The organism is Allobosea sp. ASV33, assembly GCF_016428755.1.
GTDB lineage: Bacteria > Pseudomonadota > Alphaproteobacteria > Rhizobiales > Beijerinckiaceae > Allobosea.
Genome location: NZ_JAELTI010000060.1, coordinates 1 through 14,494, shown reverse-complemented (window position 1 = coordinate 14,494; position 14,494 = coordinate 1). Strand labels below are relative to the sequence as shown.

Here is a 14,494-nt window from a genome sequence, read left to right as displayed (position 1 = left end):
AATGGCGGAGGGCGGCGGAGAACAGGTTGCTTCAGAGGCGACGGCTGAAGCGCCGCCCCCGCAGCCACTTAGGATCGAAAGCCTGTCGTTGCGCGCCTATCGGGCGTTCAGCGCTGAGTTGGAAATCCCCGTTCAAGGCCGGAACCTGATCGTTTACGGAGAAAACGGTGCGGGCAAGTCTTCGATCTACAAGGCGCTTCGCGATCTATTTGCCCGGCGTCCGCGCCGCGACGCTCTGAAAAGCAATGCCCACGTCCATCTGCTCGATCCAGTTCTAACACCACGTATCGCCGTCACTTTCAACGATGGCGCCTCGCAACTCGAATGGACTGAGGCTCGACATCCTGGTCTACCTACGGCGGACTCGCGCATCGCGCTGGCGGCGCTGCGCAGTTCCTTCCTCGACTATCATGCGCTTCTAGAAACCAACGCCTTCCACGGTCAGCGTCGTCCGAACCTGTTTACTCTCGCCATCGAAATCCTGCTTGCCGATTTCACGGACGCGATATCTGGTAAAACTATCGCCGAGCGCTGGACAGAGACTGAACGTGCAAAGCCGTTTGTCCACTCTTTGAGTGGAGACTACTTGATCCCGGTCCAGGCGGCCTGTGAGACGTTTAACGCCAGCCTGGAAGCGGCGCTGGATGCCATGCTGCCTATCATTAACGCGCTCCTTACCGATCTTGGCCGAGCGGAAATGAGGATTGAGGCGTTCGAGCGTGGGACTGTCCGCTACAATGATGCGCGGCTGAAGAAGGATCGTGGTTTTATTGGCAAGGAGCTGTTCGCAAAATTGGCGTTCCGCGGCTACTATCCGCAACAGCCGCAACATTTCTTGAACGAAGCGCGGCTCTCTGCCTTGGCGCTCGCCTTCTATCTCGCAGGGCGGCTTGCTTGTGTCCCTTCGGCGCCGTCACCGGCACTTAAGTTGCTGGTGCTGGACGATGTGCTCGTCGGTCTTGACTACGCCAATCGCCGGCCTCTGCTCGCCGTACTGGAAAAGCATTTTTCCGATTGGCAGATCGTGCTGCTCACCCACGACCGCCATTGGTTCGAAGTTGTCCGCGCCGCCATTCCTGCTGATCGATGGACTTGCCACGAGATGTACGAAATGGTCGCCATAACCGGCGAAGCCACGCCTTATCTCCGTCCCGTTCCGTCCGACATCGTGAAGGCCACGCTTAAGCAGGCTCGCGAATTTATCGTCCAGAAGCACCTGCCGGCCGCTGCGAACTACGCCCGGTCTGCTTGCGAATTGCTGTTACGGAAGCAGTGCGAGGACAAAAAAGTAAACTTCCATTACAAACCCGATCCCAAGAAGATAACCTTCGAACAGCTCAAGACCGGTCTTGAAGGCAAGCTCGCCGGGGATCGGCCGAAACTCGACGCGCTGGCGGCGATCACGCCGCATCAGGCGCGCATCCTTAACCCGCTCTCGCACGACCCCACGACTTCGCTCAACGAAGCCGAGGTGATCGCCGCTATTGATGCCGTCGAGACGTTGATGACGACGCTGCGGAGCTAGTTAGCTCAGCACCAGGCCATAGATACGCAGAAACTATGCTGTCCGCCGAACACTCTTTGGCAAGCTGATGCAGGCTCCGGCATGTTCCGGCCCAATCAGACCTGCGATGTCACTGGCGAACTCCGGCGGAACACGCATACGACCCACCTGTAACGCGCGAACAACTGCTGCGACGTGATTCATCGCAAGAGCGGTTACTACGGCGGGGTGCATCAATAGTTCAGCTGTACAGCCGAGCGGAAGGGAAGCGAACGAGGCGGCACAGAGATTACGCGCCTTACGTTCATCGAGCAGGGCGAAGCCTCCCAACTCCGCTGCGCAGGCAATCGTCGCGGCTTCACCGTCATCGAGTGTGAGCCGGGCCGAGCCGTCAATCAGACTCTCGTAAACCGGTAGGCCGATGCTGCCGATCTCCGCGCGCGCTACAAGGCCGGCGCCGATCAGATCACGAAGCTGCCGGGCGTCGCCGTGGCCGTTGCGCTCGCCCGCTTCAAGCTCAATTACGGCATTGCTCGTTACGACGACACGGTGAGGGAGTGCCCTGATGATCTCGGACGCCCGGCCCGAGGCATTCAGGTTGATGACAATGCTCGCATCGGCGACGAGAACGGACGGAGGACTAGCGAAGAATTTTGATGCGTTCATCAGCTTCGCTTTCTTCACGTTCCGCACCGTCGAGCAGTTCACGGATACCGTGCCGGTCAAGTTCTAGCAGGCGCGCAAGCTGCCCTTCGCTGTATAGTTCCTTCTTCCATGCTTCGCGGGCAAGCAATGCTAGGCGCGGCGGGGCGAGACCTCTTGCCAGGACCGTGATATCGGCGCGGCCGGGCAGATCGCCGAGTACTTCGCGTACCTGTGCGTCGGTTATTCCGCCATGCTCTTGGAACCAATCCCAGGTACCATCGCGCGCCAGCTTTAGCTCTTCCAGCCGGCGCACCATCGCTTCGCGAGAAACGCCGAAAGCGTTGGCGAGGATAATAATGTGCCGGCGGGTCAGGTGGGACTGGCCAGCGGTGATTTCAGCGAAACGCTGACGCACGGCCCGGCTCGGCGTGATGAAATTGCGCTGAAAGATATTCGCGTAGCGCTCTTCGCGCGAGGCGAACTTCTCATCGTCGGTCAGAACCTCTGGCTGCCGGCGGGTCGAGACGACGTGTGCGAGTTCGTGAACGCCCGTCTGGGTCAGCCTCTCGGGGGGATGGTTCGCGTTCAGAAGGATGCAGGCGCCAGCCGCCTCGTCATAGGCGAACAGTCCCGATACCTTGCCATCCAGGGGCCGAACGTAAACACGAATGCCCAGCTGCAAATCTAGAAGGGAGACAATATCCGCGACCGGTCCCGCGCCAAGCCCAAGCCATTCGCGCAGTTCCTGCGCATCCTGCTCGGCCTGCGAACGAACATCTCCTGGCAGCAGCGGACGCTCGGGCGGATAGTTTCTCGCCCGGGATACGCCGAGGGCATTCTCGAGTTCGACTTCTGCGCGAACAAGGCTGTTGAGCAGGCGCGTCGCACGTTCGATGTCATTGTCCTTGCTGTCCTCCAGTTTGCGAAACCGGGGAACCAAGTCGAGATGGACGGCCTCCCGCCGCAGGATCGCGTTAGCCGAAGTGCGGTAGGCCGTCGCGAGTTTCTGCAGTTCGTTCATCTGAATACGGCGTTTGCCCTGCTCTATAGCGACAATCGTCGTACGTGCGGCCCCGATGAGATCGGCAGCCTGGGACTGCGTCAGCTTCGCGCCTTCGCGCGCAAGCCGTAACCGCTCGCCAATTTCCACATCGCTCAGTCGCTCTGGCATGCCGTTCATTGATCTTGCCGCGTCCACTGCCTGAGGAAGGAACGCGCTCCTGCACTCTTGATAAACATCCCCCACTCGGCGGCGTGCCGGTCGAGCACACCTCCGAGCAGATCCCCCATCTCCTTGGCCGCCATGCCAAGGGATGGCGCTGTGATGATCGCGTGGCGCTCAACCGCAGTGCGATTGCCGGTGGCGGCCATGTCCGCGAGGTGGTCGAGATGAAGCGTCCCGGCGATCGCGTACTCGCGGAACGCCTGGCTCATTCTCTTGAAGTCGTTATGCACCGAGCCGTCGATCGTCCCCGCCGTCAGGTCGTCGCAAACATACGTGCCTTCGGGCTCCTCCAATCCGGCGGCGTGAACGCTCATCCGGCGAAGCATGCAGGCAGCGCAGATGCCGCACTGCGTCAGCTTCCCGTTCAGCGTGCTCCATTGCGCGCCGCGCCAGCACGATTTCGTATCGCGCCAGGATTCGCTGCCGAGCAGAGCGGTGTAGGCTTTAAGGGTCTCGCCCTTGGTGTGCCAGAGCCGGGGCGATGAAAATTTGAAGGGGCGCTCGAACAATGCGGCGAGGAACCGCTCCATACGCTTTAGGAAAAGGGGGTGATTGCGATAGTCGGGATAGGCATGAGCAGCGGTCACCAGTGCCGGGCCGAAGGCACCTTGGCCGCTCTCGGGAACAATGATTTCTTCCGCTTCCGTCAGGTAGGCGGCAAGACCGCTGATGAGTGCGAACTTGAACCCCCGGCTTCGCGCGCTCGATTCTCCTCTTGCCGAAACGGTATAGGGAACGGTTGCAAACGGCTCGCGCTCGCCCTTGCCGGGCAGGCCTGCGGCTTTCGGACCAACGCGGACGCGTACCAGTTGCTCACCGAGGGTCGCCGCCATCAGACCAGCGACAGCACGGGAATCCATGCCTTCGCTGTACGCGATCACGGCTTTGGTTTTCACCGGCAGTTGCAGGCACTGCTGCGTCGGGGACGGCGCGTCGCTGCGCCTCTTCACGAACTCGATCGTCCAGGCGTCTCCCGTCAGGAACCGCAGAGCTTCTTGGAGCCTGCCGGCTATATCCGGTGCGGCCCATCTTTGCGGCGCATGTACTGGCAGCCGGAGAGTTAGCGTCCGCGTCCAGCCCAGCGACGGGCGCCGGGTTGAGCGGTCGGCATACTCGACCGCGGCAGCCAGCATCATCGCGTCGTAAATGAGCGGCTCCCAGCGGGCGAAGGCATACGACTCCAGGGCTGCCGTGGAGAATTTGAGGTCCCGCCCGAGGTCGAACGCCGTGCGCCCTTTGCGCGACTGTCCACCCAACTCGACGACATCGATGTCATGCATTGGGATTCTAGGGTTGTAGGCGTGAACGGTCATAGAGGCGGCCCTTCATCAACGCCCTTGCGGGTGGGGAGAGTGACAGCACGCTGCTTGGGCGGGGTGTTGCCGGACAACAGCTCACGAGCAAGAGCGCCGCAGTTGACCTTCTGGCGCGCCGCATCGAGGCGCTGGCGGACATAGCTGCTGCTGCGCGGGCTCGCCTCGCGCTGATAATGTTCTTCAGTGGCGCGGAGTGCGCTGTGCATCGTGTCAGCAAGGGCTGCACTTACTGCGGCCTGCGCGCCTTCTTCCCCCATGATGCCATTTGAAACGGCGGCGACAGCGCAGTCGATGGCAAGATTAGCGGGTGCCACACCAGGATATTTCGCGCGTAGCGCCTCCAGCTGCTCGATCCGCATCGACGGAAAGAGCGTGTCCCCACACATGATCTCACGGATTGCCTTAAGCGGGGCCTGGAGGAGTTCGCGCTTGAGGGCGAACGGAAGCGCCTCAGCCACCTCATCGGGCGAGTGAGCTGCTTTAGCGGCGCGGCGCGCCAACGTCTTCCAGTGAGGACGCAGCGGCAGGCTTCTGTGAGGGCCGTCACTCATGGCGCGATCTCCATGTCAGGATTAGATCGCACAAAAGCTGACAATGTCAAATCTTGTATGATGTGGGGCTTACAATGGGGAGTCTGTGTCGCCTGTCTGACAGTCTGAGGAAGGTCTTTTTGGGCCCCTACGTCACCCGGCCGGCGCCGAGCCGCGGTCGTAGAGATAGGCGGTGACCGGGAACGGCCAGTCCCGTTCTGCCCGCAGGACTGCCTCACGAAGGGTGGTGCCGTACTGCCAGACCACGGCGAAGTAGGTGCCGCTGTTGGCCGTCTCGTCCCAATCGAAGAAAGGCTCGCTACGGCGGCGCCGGTCGTCATGAATGCTGGGCTCATAGACGACATCGACATGCGGATTGAGCTTGTCGGTACGGTGATCGATGATGTTGCCGAGCATGGTGCCCCCCTATCGCATCTTGGGCGCGCTGGCGGCGATCTGCCCGAGGATGGCGGCGCGCTCCTCGTCGCCGATGACCTGAAGCTGGCTGCGGAGTTGCTGCCAGAGCTGAGCGATCAGGTCGCGATCGGCGCCGACCGGCTCGAAGCCGAAATGCCGAAAGCGGCGATGCTCGTAGAACAGGCAGAGCCAGAGCTCGATGGCCGTGCCCCGCCACGAACCTGCCATGGCTGCCTCGTCCGCCTGCTCATTCGCCCAGAAGGCGAGTTCGCCGAAATCGAGCGCCGATGAAACATCGTAGCCGTGCAGGAGATGGGCGAAGGCGCCGGAGGCTTCCCAGGAGAAGGCCTCCGGCATGGCGGAGAAGTCCCCGGCACGAACCCGATCGAGCCAGGCGGCCTCGTGGCCTGGGCTATCGCTCACGTGATGATCCTTCCCTGGGCGCGGGCTTCCACCGCATAGGCGGAGAGCGGCCTGTCTGGGCGGAAGTGTTCGTCCCGCTCGATCGGCAAGCCGAGGCGTCCGCGGACGCTGGCGAGCTCGGCCAGCGAGACGGAGCCCAACTCCGGCGAGCCAAGGCCGAGATCGCACAACGCGAACGCGATACCCGGATCATCCGGATCGAGCTCGGTCAGGAGCCAGGTCGCGTCGGCGTCCGGCGTGAACAGTTTCACGACGGGGAGCGGATCGAGCTCTTCGCCCGCGGCGCTGAGCCGGCCGTTGGCGAGCAGGCGCTCGCGCTCGGCCTGTGGGATGATGAAGGGCGCGCTCATGCGCGTCCTCCCGGCAGGAGCTTGAGGGGGCCGGCGGCCGTCACGGCGGCGAGCTCGCCTGCCGTCCCGATCGGCCCGTCGCCGGCCCAGAACAGGTTGAGTTCGCCGTCGACGAGCTGGAAGTCGGAATACCGGCGATACAGCCTGGCCGCGTACTCTTCCTCGCCGGCCATGGCGAGGGCGACGATGGTGTCTTCCAGGGTGATGCTGGCGAAGCCGACCTGATCCTCGCCGGCCGGCTTGAGCTCGGCCTGGTAGCCGAGGACGGCAGCCGAAATGAGGTTGTTGAGCTGCGGAGAGACGACGACGAACCTGCCCTCGTCGGTGTCGCCGCGCATCAACATCGCCTGCGCGAGCAGATGCTCTCGATACAGCTGCTGGTAGGGATTGGCCTTCAGCGCCGGCTTGCGGGGCTCGATGAACAGGCCGGAGACCTCGGCCAGGTCGTCATAACGCGGCCGGATCGCCGGGACCGGTTCCTGGCAGGACTCGGAATACTTCACCTCAATCGCGACGAAGCCTCTGGTTCCGTTCGACTTTTCGTAGCGGAGGAGCACGTCGAAGGCGCTGTGATCGCCGGTGAGGGCCGGATTGCCGCGGCCGGGCGAATGCTCGAACAGCACGGCCCGAACCTCGGCGCCCTTCAAATCGGGGAAGAGTTCGCGGAGGACGCGGGAGGCGAAGGCAAGGTCGAGCTTGGAGCAAGCCGAAGAGGTTGAAGGCCAGCGGCATCGAGCTTAGCAAGTTGCCGTAGAGCCGGCCCTCGTCGATCATCGCGGCGGGCTCGCGATAGGCCAACTCGCGGCGGACCAGCGCGGTGATGGCCGGTGCCATGAAGTTGGCGCCGGCACGCGCGGCGACGTGGCTAATGCGCGAGCCGAGCTTCCTGCGTTTGCCGTCGATGCGATAGTGGCCGATCGGCAGCTCGCGGTCCTCGCGCCACAGGCTCTGAAGGAGCCGGGCCGCCGAACGGAAGCGGTGGTCCATGGGCTCATGGACATGGTGCTTGCGGAGGAGTTCCTCCGGCAGCAGCGGGACGAACGGAAGCGGTTCGAGAACGTCGGGCGCCATGAGGCCTCCTGCCTGTTGCGGTGTGGCGGAGGTTCAGGGACGCCGTTTGGAAATTGACACTGACGCCGGAAACGCGCTCCTCTTGCGGAGAAGCCTCCCGCCTGCCGAGCGGTCTCCCGGCAGGCGGGTGGAAAGGCTGATTCTTGGCGTCAAATTCCAGAAATTCTATTTATTTTCAAATAAATAGGTCGATTCTTGTCTATTTTAGGGTGCGGCATAAGTCTCATATTCAGTTCGAAATAGCCTCCCTATCGGTTCGTCTCACTCTTTGTTCGAAACATCGTCGTCGTCACCCCCGAGGGTCGAGAGCGCGGCTCGCAACTGCAGCCCGTCATGGGCGCCTTCCAGCATCAGCATGTTCCGGGTAGCCTTGAGCTTCACCTTCTCTGGGAACTTCATGGCGGCCAGTACCCTCTCGATGGCCTGATGGTCGACGCGTCCTGCTAAAGGCTGAAGGCGCTCCGGCCGAGCACCCGCGCGCTCTCCATCCTGCTCGGACAGCCCGTCGGCCTCTTCCGCCAAGAGGATGGGCGCGCCGTGGCTGAATCGACCGCGTGCGTTCTGTGCCTTCCACAGAACGCGCTCATCTTGGCGCTCGAAATCGAGCTCGACCTTGAACCCCTTGCCTCCGAGAGGCCCCGCGATCCCCAAACCAAGCAGCAACGGGTCTTGCTTCAGCTCGATCGCATCGTCGAACGGTGATGTAAGGGAGGCAGGAATCGTAGGCTGGCTCACCTTCGGGATCATTACCGCGAGTTCGAGATTGCCGCTCGTGATGAACCGAAACTCGCCGGCCTCCCAGAGCTGCGTGTCCTGCGGATTCATACGCTTGAGGATCCGGCAGGCATGCGGGACATCATTCGCCGCCAGCGAGAGAACGACCCCGACCAAAGCCTCGGCGGACGCGCAAGCGATCGCATTGAGCGAGCAACCCCGCGCGACACCGTCCTTGATCTCAACGCTGGAGAATTGTCCGGCGCCGCCCTTGTTCGCCCCCAAGGCGGCAAAGGTCAAAGCCTCGCGAAGCACTTTTGGATCGACCTTGGCGACAAGACGGCGGTCGGCAATGCGCCACGGCTTGATGTCGCCAGGATCGGGCTCACTCAACGTAAGATTGATGTTGGCATGGCCGGGGAGCACGCGGACGCCCCAGTTCTGGGTATGCGTCTCGATGCGCTGGGCGATGACGGTCGTGTTCTCCACCAAGCGGTCGATGAGAGCTAGCGGATACTCAAAAGAGATCTCGCTCGTGGGAATGATGGCTGCCGCGTCGACCAACGGAACGCGGGCACGCGCGAACACCGAGCGTCGACGCATCGAGACCGAGAAGCCATCTTGCGAGATGGCGAAGATCGCGCGCTGATCCGAATCCAGGTCGACCTCTCCACAAAGCCGGGCTTCGCTCAGCACATTGCGGAAAAGGCTGCCGGGCATCTTGAAGATGGCAAGATCGCCGCTGCCGGTCATCTCGGTGGAAGGCTCGCCATTTGCGAACCAGAACTCCGGCTTCACATGCTCGTCCGCGTCAAAATCGCTCCTGTATCTCGGCCTCAAGATCGACCTCCTCTATGTAATGGTGGGGTTTATCAGCGCTTCAGTGGAGCGCCTGGAGACGGGCGCGGATCAGCGCTTCGGCCTCGCGCAGCTCGACTTCGTTCAGCGTGTCGATGATCCGGGTGATGAGAGAAGACGTCTCGGTCGCGGTTGCTGAACGACGACGATAGGTCGCCCCGAACGAGAACAGCGGATCCTTGGCCACACGAACGCCGGTCTGATCGACCTCGAAGCCCTCTTCCGAGAGGATCGCCGCGCAAGCGAGACCGCAGAATTGGCGCATCATCGGCGCGGTCATGGCCGATTTGCCAAACAGGTCGATCAGGGCGCTGCTGACGGCGGCGGCAGGGACACGGCCGTCTTCGGCCGCGTCGATGAGCAGCGGCCGGCCACGCTCGCGCAGGTATTCATAAACCTCAGCCCGATTGGCATCGGAGCGCGCCATGCGCTCGGCCCGCTGCTGCAATTTCTGCATCGCACTTGCCCTAATTGATTGTAGCCATACATATCAATCAATGGCCTGCTTGCAAGGGAAGCCGGGAATGACACTGTCCGAGAAATACAGGCCGACGACATTCGAAGCCGTTCTCGGCCAAGCCAAGACCGTGAGCTGGTGCCTGGCTCAACTCGGCAAGCCGGCCGCCGGTAGCGTCGTGATGCATGGGCCGAAGGGAACCGGAAAGACGACCCTCGCACGGCTCTACGCGGCTGCGCTGCTCTGCGAGAATCGGCCTGCGTCACGCTCACCGTGTTGGCGGTGTAGTGCCTGCCAGGATTTCGCAGCCGGCAATCCGCTGAACTGCGTTTCGCTGAACTCCCCAACGTTGGACGCCGCAGCGGTTGCCAGCCTTGTCGAGTTGTCGCGATCAAACCCAATGGGGGCTGATCACCGTGTCTTCCTGTTTGACGAAGCGCACGGATTGCCCAGGAAAGGATTTGAGAGCCTTCTGACGGTTCTGGAACGGCCGCGCCGGAACGTCTTCATCTTCCTGACGACCGAGATCGCCAAGATTCCGCTGACGATCCGGGATCGCTGCTCCGACCATCAACTCGACCTGATCAATCCGGCGACGGCAGTCAGACATCTCGTCGACATCTGTGCCCAAGAACAGATGCAGGCCGAACCCGAAGCGCTTGATCTGATCGCCGAGCTTGCCGGCGGCCATGTGAGAGAGCTGGTGAAGCTCCTCGAAGACGCCACGCAGAACGGTGCGGTGACGGCCGATGGCGTTCGTCGTCGCTTCGGTCTGGATTTTTGCGATCGGCTCACGGCTTTCCTGCAGGCCGAGCTCGACAACGGGGCCGGCGACGCGATCGCCGTGCTGGACGCCTGGCAGGATACTCCCGCCCAGAAGCGAGAGCTCATCCATGCCGGCATCGTCGACCTCTATCGTCGCGATGTGCTCAAGCTTCGCTCATGAGCGCGATCTTCCGTGGGATGAAGGCGGAGGAGCGGGCCGCCATCGTCAAGGGCATGAGGGCGCGCGCATGCGCTGCCGGGCTTTCCGAAAACCAGCTCTGGGAGGCCGCCATCGATTTCTGGGCTCCGGCCGCGATCGTGACGCCGGCATCGCTCGTCGCCGACGCGATCAAGTTTGCTGGCCTCCTGAGCAAGGCGCCGAGCCTCACTGCTCCGGCGCCGGCAAACCGACCTCAGAAACGTCGGGCGCGTCTTCGCAAGCCGCGGGCGACGAAGGGGAATGAGAATAGCCCGGATTATTGGTCGCGGGACACGGCGGCGGCCGTGTTCGACGCCGCTAGCGCCCTTCCGCAGCTCTTTGGCGTCCACTTCAACACGCTTATCGTCCTGCGCCACGATTTGCTGGGTCGCGACGAAGCGCACGGAGCCATTGAGGCGTCAGATCTTATCCATGAAGCGACTCAACAGTTTCGGCGTCTCGCCGGTGTGCAAGCACGGCTGCATTCCATCTATCGACACCGTAAGACCGACCGCGACGGATTCACGACGGCGATCATCTGCCATATTCCGCCACTGTGGGCCGATGCCATGCGAGACTGGATCGACGGGTTTATCGAACGGCGCTTCGGCACGCGGCGCGACCGCCGTGCCGTTCATATCCGTATGACGGAACATCCCGACACGAAATGCCAGGTCCGCCGGCATTGGCGCCTCGTCCGCGGCCTTGCTGGTGCTCTGGATCCGACTCTTGAAATCGTCCATGAAGGCAGGAGGCGGTGGCTTGTCGATCTGCTTGGTGTTCCGCCCGTTCTGCGTCGTCCGGGCCAGGCGCTGCCGCTCGCGCAGCGCTACCGGATCTCCGAGACGATTGGCGCCAGTGCCCAGGCTCGTGCGCGCCGCGAGCGCCTAGCGTGCCTCTCGGCCTTCCGGGATCAGGCCTGGTCGGCGCTGACGACGGGATGGGAACTCCCCGAACATGATGAACGTCTCCGCGAGCTCAATGAACGTGACCAGAAGCGCGCCTTAATCATGGCGCATTGGCCAGAAGATCGCGACCCGCTTCATGACGAAGTCCGGGAGGCTGAACTCGAACGGCTTCGGTCGTCGTGGCCGGAGGACCCGCGCCAGCGGCCAAGGTCATGGCGGGGGTGGTGGCTGCCTCAGGAGCTTTGACCGATCTGATCCGTGCCGTTGATGAACCGCGGCAGGGGTGACGTAGTTCGGGACTATTCAGTAAGTCACCGCTTCCCTTGGCTTATATATTATATTGGCCGGCTTGCTCCAGGGAGAGGATTAGATATTCCTCTTGCCCCCCAACCTTGGTGATTGCTTGAGGTGGGCTGCCCTTGCCGAAGGCAAGGCTTCGCCTGGCGGCGGCGAAGCCTCGACTGACCGATCTCGGTTCCGAACCTCGGAGCCATGCCGTCGGCAAGCCGCTGGATGGTTGCGTAACCCTGCTACGGGTAGGCCGGGGTCAGGCGGTCGGCCTTTACACGCGTCTTCTGATCTGGCGCGGACGGATCGGGCCGCACCATCCATCGACGGCTCGATCGTCTGGGAGTCGGGGCAACCCGGATGCTCCCTCCTGCGACTTGGTCGCCCAAGTCGCTTTTTTTACCGATGCCCTTCGGCGAATGTCCGGCGGTTCCCTGATTTCGCCTGGCTAGCGTCACGGACCGGAGCCCATAGGGGGCTGGCGATGCACCAAAGCGCGGAACGATGTGGTTGTCAGGTAATGGGAAGCGCCAAGAGGATGTTGCTGAACCTGAAGCGTGGCAGGGAATTGTCTGTACTCGGGGCGAGGGTGCCGGCGGCAGCTGGATAGCGCGGTTGGGCAATGCAGGGCAGCAGGAGCGCTGGCAGGGTTGCAGGAGGTATAGCGCATATCGCGCCGAATGCAGGCGTGTCACAGCGCGCAGCATGGCATTTCCGAGCCAATCCTAGAGCGTTTGCGGGAGCGGCTCGACTTCACCCTGCTCGTCGTAAAGCGCCGACAAATCGACCTCGATGTTGATTCTGTCGATAGCCTCCTTCAATTGAGTCACAAAGCTTTCTTTATTGTAGCGACCTGTCTCACCCAGCGTGGTGTGCCCCGTTATACGGTCAATAGTTGAATCCTCCGCGCGGCCTTGGTGCAGGAAGGTCGTGGCGCTGTGCCGGAAGGAATGAAAGTCCCTGCCTTTCTCGTAGAGTCCAACAGCGCGCCGATAGCGGGTGAACCATTTGGTGAAGCCGTGGCCGAATCGGTCGTCGGCGCCACCCGGCCCCAAATTCGGGAACACGCGATCTTGCCCTGCCTTGCGCTGGGATTCGACGTATTTGAGAAAGCCGATGCGAATGAGTTCCTGATGAATCGGAACAATGCGGACGGCCGACTTGTTCTTCAACTGCTTCGCCCCCTTGGCGTTGATGTCGAACACCCAGATTCCAGCCTGCTGCTGAATGTCTTCGATCTGGAGCTGACAGATTTCCTCCTGGCGGGCGCCGGAGAATACGGCGATGAGCGGAATCCAGAAGCGCTCGTCGCGGATGATCATGCTGCCAGGTAAGGTCCTCCGCCCAGCGGATTGGCAACCTGTCCAGATCGGCGTTTTGAATAAGCGTTCCAAATCATCCCGCGACCACATAGCCCGTTGATCTCGGGCGCGCTTCTGCTTCGAGAACTTGAATCCTGAGAAAATTCCCTTTGCGGCCTCATCATGGGAATGCATTTCATCCCAGAGGGAGGATAGCGCGGAAAGATGCCGTTTGACGGTCTTTGTCGCGAGGCGCGGCCCTTTGCTGCCGGTTTCGGCATCCAGCGCCAGAATCTCGGCAGGCGCCTTGCCCACATACTGAGAAGCCTTGCCGTAGTCCGACGGTAGCCGTTGCAGCACGTCTTTGAAGGTCGCTGCATCCTTACGGGTATAGGAGCGCAACGGCCGATTGCCGCAGATGGCTTCGAGGAGCTCGTAGCTCTTCTCGTTCTGCAAGGCAGTCTGGTTCTCCCAAGTGCGCATCAGTTTCTGCTTGGCGACAAAATCCGCAGCCGCTTTGGTGAACAGCGGCCCGGTCTCATTTGCTACCGCCTCTGTTGGCGCAGCCGAGGTCTGCTGCTCTGAAGCACGCGGTTGAGCAAAAAGAGCTTCAACCTTGCGCGCCAAAAGCTTGTCACGGGGCTCGAAATTGAAGTCGCCCTCGTAGCGGGCCCGGACAGCCTCCGCGAGGTCAATACCGCCTCGGATCAGCGCCTGAGAGAGCTGATCCCGGCCAGTCTTGTCGAGCTGTCCGGCGAGGTTGTGCTTCCGCAGCATGGCCTCGGTGACGAACGCGACGGTCCCGAACTCATTGGCTCCCAGATCGGTCCGTGCCCGTTGGGCCACGTCTCGAAAGTACTCGGCACGCTGGATTCGAACCTCTTCCGGGACGCGTCCATGCCTGAGCCGCAGCTTGTTCTCCCGGTCGAGGACGTGGCCGTAGAAATCTTGCACGATGGCCGCGAGTTGATCGTCTGAAAGCATGGGGTTGCGGCGGCTTTCCTCGAAGAGCGATTCTGCCGCCAGATATAACTCCCGCGCCCTAATGCCGGCGAGGTGCAATTCGGAGGTTCTCAGCGAGCAGGTGATCTCTCGGCGCCCGAAGCGCGAGCGCAGGTCGAGCGGAATGCCGCGGCGGAAATGGAAGATACGGTTGCGCTGGACGACGTTGCGGAGGAGACGCGCCAAAACGGTGCCCTTTGTAGCAATCGGACGGGCAAATCGCTTTGCCGGCCCGGAGAGGGCAGAAGAACCGCTTTGAAATCAGCTACTTCGGGAAAAGTGGCTGGGGGACTAGGATTCGAACCTAGACAACCAGAGTCAGAGTCTGGGGTCCTACCGTTAGACGATCCCCCAACGATGGGGCGCTTTGGTGCCGCGCCGCGTTGGTGAGCCGGGGTCTAATCAATGCGATCCGGCTTGGCAAGAGCAGAATTCATCGCCGGCGCAAAACGTTTCGCGGAAACGCCGTCATCCACCGCCTTCGGAAAGATGCCCGCCTTGGCCACGGCCCGGACCGGGCC

At 62.0% G+C, this 14,494-nt stretch carries 14 protein-coding genes, 1 tRNA gene and 1 pseudogene; 3 read left to right on the top strand and 13 right to left on the bottom strand.

Going from position 1 to position 14,494, the window contains the following annotated elements; genetic code table 11:
* Nucleotide 1 precedes the first annotated feature (1 nt).
* Nucleotides 2-1,525 (top strand): AAA family ATPase, encoded by a 1,524-nt coding sequence (locus JHD80_RS17290; protein ID WP_199089789.1) that lies wholly within the window; start codon nt 2-4, stop codon nt 1,523-1,525.
* A gap of 33 nt (nt 1,526-1,558) precedes the next feature.
* Here the strand turns inward: JHD80_RS17290 and JHD80_RS17285 are convergent, their stop codons facing one another.
* The 11 genes and pseudogenes from JHD80_RS17285 to JHD80_RS17235 all read right to left on the bottom strand — a co-directional run bounded on the left by JHD80_RS17285 (nt 1,559) and on the right by JHD80_RS17235 (nt 9,510).
* On the bottom strand, nt 1,559-2,188 hold the full coding sequence (locus tag JHD80_RS17285; RefSeq protein ID WP_199089787.1) for a PIN domain-containing protein: 630 nt from the start codon (nt 2,186-2,188) through the stop codon (nt 1,559-1,561).
* The gene (locus tag JHD80_RS17280; protein WP_199089778.1) at nt 2,145-3,329 is read right to left on the bottom strand and encodes an XRE family transcriptional regulator; all 1,185 of its coding nucleotides are present in this window, start codon (nt 3,327-3,329) and stop codon (nt 2,145-2,147) included. The genes JHD80_RS17285 and JHD80_RS17280 overlap by 44 nt, the downstream gene beginning before the upstream one ends.
* On the bottom strand, nt 3,326-4,654 hold the full coding sequence (locus JHD80_RS17275; protein WP_248311615.1) for a 7-cyano-7-deazaguanine synthase: 1,329 nt from the start codon (nt 4,652-4,654) through the stop codon (nt 3,326-3,328). Before JHD80_RS17275 ends, JHD80_RS17280 begins: the two co-directional genes overlap by 4 nt.
* 29 nt (nt 4,655-4,683) lie before the next feature.
* Complete coding sequence (locus JHD80_RS17270; protein WP_199089759.1) at nt 4,684-5,241, bottom strand: hypothetical protein; 558 nt, start codon at nt 5,239-5,241, stop codon at nt 4,684-4,686.
* A gap of 132 nt (nt 5,242-5,373) precedes the next feature.
* Nucleotides 5,374-5,637 (bottom strand): hypothetical protein, encoded by a 264-nt coding sequence (locus tag JHD80_RS17265; RefSeq protein WP_199089757.1) that lies wholly within the window; start codon nt 5,635-5,637, stop codon nt 5,374-5,376.
* A 9-nt stretch (nt 5,638-5,646) separates the two neighbouring features.
* A complete protein-coding gene (locus JHD80_RS17260; RefSeq protein ID WP_199089755.1) occupies nt 5,647-6,060 on the bottom strand; it encodes a hypothetical protein in 414 nt (137 codons plus the stop codon).
* The gene (locus tag JHD80_RS17255; RefSeq protein ID WP_199089753.1) at nt 6,057-6,410 is read right to left on the bottom strand and encodes a DUF2958 domain-containing protein; all 354 of its coding nucleotides are present in this window, start codon (nt 6,408-6,410) and stop codon (nt 6,057-6,059) included. The genes JHD80_RS17260 and JHD80_RS17255 overlap by 4 nt, the downstream gene beginning before the upstream one ends.
* On the bottom strand, nt 6,407-7,057 hold the full coding sequence (locus JHD80_RS17250; protein ID WP_349237293.1) for a PGN_0703 family putative restriction endonuclease: 651 nt from the start codon (nt 7,055-7,057) through the stop codon (nt 6,407-6,409). The genes JHD80_RS17255 and JHD80_RS17250 overlap by 4 nt, the downstream gene beginning before the upstream one ends.
* Before the next feature lie 64 nt (nt 7,058-7,121).
* Nucleotides 7,122-7,397 (bottom strand): annotated as a pseudogene (locus JHD80_RS29310) (PGN_0703 family putative restriction endonuclease); the annotation flags it as partial.
* Nucleotides 7,398-7,742: 345 nt separating this feature from the next.
* Entirely contained in the window at nt 7,743-8,993 is a 1,251-nt protein-coding gene (locus JHD80_RS17240; protein ID WP_199089747.1) for a hypothetical protein, read from the bottom strand.
* Between the two features lie 82 nt (nt 8,994-9,075).
* Nucleotides 9,076-9,510, bottom strand: a complete 435-nt coding sequence (locus JHD80_RS17235) for a hypothetical protein (RefSeq protein ID WP_199089745.1) — start codon at nt 9,508-9,510, stop codon at nt 9,076-9,078.
* 67 nt (nt 9,511-9,577) lie between these two features.
* Here JHD80_RS17235 and JHD80_RS17230 point away from each other — a divergent pair, with 67 nt between their 5' ends.
* Nucleotides 9,578-10,456 (top strand): AAA family ATPase, encoded by an 879-nt coding sequence (locus tag JHD80_RS17230; RefSeq protein ID WP_199089743.1) that lies wholly within the window; start codon nt 9,578-9,580, stop codon nt 10,454-10,456.
* Entirely contained in the window at nt 10,453-11,628 is a 1,176-nt protein-coding gene (locus tag JHD80_RS17225; protein WP_199089741.1) for a hypothetical protein, read from the top strand. The genes JHD80_RS17230 and JHD80_RS17225 overlap by 4 nt, the downstream gene beginning before the upstream one ends.
* Before the next feature lie 767 nt (nt 11,629-12,395).
* Here the strand turns inward: JHD80_RS17225 and JHD80_RS17220 are convergent.
* Together JHD80_RS17220 and JHD80_RS17215 are read right to left on the bottom strand one after the other, a co-directional pair.
* Nucleotides 12,396-14,159, bottom strand: coding sequence for a site-specific integrase (locus tag JHD80_RS17220; RefSeq protein WP_210339913.1), 1,764 nt, complete (start codon nt 14,157-14,159; stop codon nt 12,396-12,398).
* Nucleotides 14,160-14,253: 94 nt separating this feature from the next.
* A tRNA-Gln gene (locus JHD80_RS17215) sits at nt 14,254-14,327 on the bottom strand.
* Between the last annotated feature and the right edge of the window lie 167 nt (nt 14,328-14,494).